2 protein-coding genes are annotated in these 955 nt (G+C 42.3%); one reads left to right on the top strand and one right to left on the bottom strand.

What is annotated here, in order from left to right; genetic code table 11:
* Positions 1-196: 196 nt before the first annotated feature.
* On the top strand, positions 197-724 hold the full coding sequence (locus A3729_RS07175; protein WP_156490600.1) for a hypothetical protein: 528 nt from the start codon (positions 197-199) through the stop codon (positions 722-724).
* A gap of 49 nt (positions 725-773) precedes the next feature.
* Here A3729_RS07175 and A3729_RS33825 read toward each other — a convergent pair.
* On the bottom strand, positions 774-955 hold a 182-nt coding region (locus tag A3729_RS33825; RefSeq protein WP_231877373.1), incomplete at its 5' end, for a hypothetical protein.

The following is a 955-nucleotide window of genomic DNA, read 5'->3' as shown; positions in this document are numbered from 1 at the left end:
CCTTAAGAAAGTCAATATTCCAACGGGCTCATCAGCTCATGCGGAAGATATCTGGTCAACTGGTGAGTAAGATGCCCTGCATATTCCAATTCTAGGCTCTGAAGCGCATCAATCTCAAGACGACAATCACGCCAAACCTGATCTTTTGAACCCTTTTGGCGTATATATTTCGGAAGAAGCAAAAAATGAAGATGTAATGCTATCTTCCATTGAGGAAAGCAAGCCTCCTTTATTAGAGGACGGTTCGATTCTCGATGATATATGCGCCGAAGCTGAACTATTACTTGAAGAGCTTCGGACTCTAGAACCAGAGAAAGCCCTTGAACCAGCAAGCGAGGAAACAGAGAGAACTGAGATCGTCCAAGAAGAAGCGCTAAGCGAAGAATTAATGCACGCACCAATTCCTACACCACTTGTTGAAGAATGCACCGAGAGAGTCGTCGGCGTATACGCATCATTAGAGCTCTATGTTAAAAGCTTATCTAAAGAGCTCGCTCTATATTGTGATGCAGAAATTCATTGTTTTGACTCCAGCATGAACGAAGCACAGCTTCAGGACGACACCCGCATCAATATGTGGATTGTGAATTTATCAGATGATGATGAAAGCGAATTGCTTGACTCAATTCTTGAAGAAAGCGCTGAACACCCTACCCTTTATCTGTCGGGAAGTTTATCAAAGCATTGTAAGAAACGAATCCAGGCTTTCTTGGAAGAGAATTAACACTTAAGACTTTTCTATGTTGACCTTACCGAGCTAGGTAATTAGCTAATCATGACCTGCCGGTAAACTTTGCAATCAAGCGAGCCAGCCAATTTCTGCCACTTCGGTTTGCCAGCTTTTCTGATTCTGCATTAAATTTTTTAACTTCATTAAAAACAATCTGCTGCATTTGAATTGCAGACAATGAAGCACTTCTATGCACCTCATTGCTATGAGCGTAGTCCGCAGACA

This window comes from Oleiphilus sp. HI0043, from assembly GCF_001634935.1.
The sequence above is the reverse complement of the archived record's forward strand: the minus strand, read 5'-3'. Positions and strand labels throughout refer to the sequence as shown.

Bases quoted from the DNA above. Each gene is read 5' to 3' on its own strand.
- A3729_RS07175 (WP_156490600.1), top strand. From the start codon at position 197: ATGCTATCTTCCATTGAGGAAAGCAAGCCTCCTTTATTAGAGGACGGT.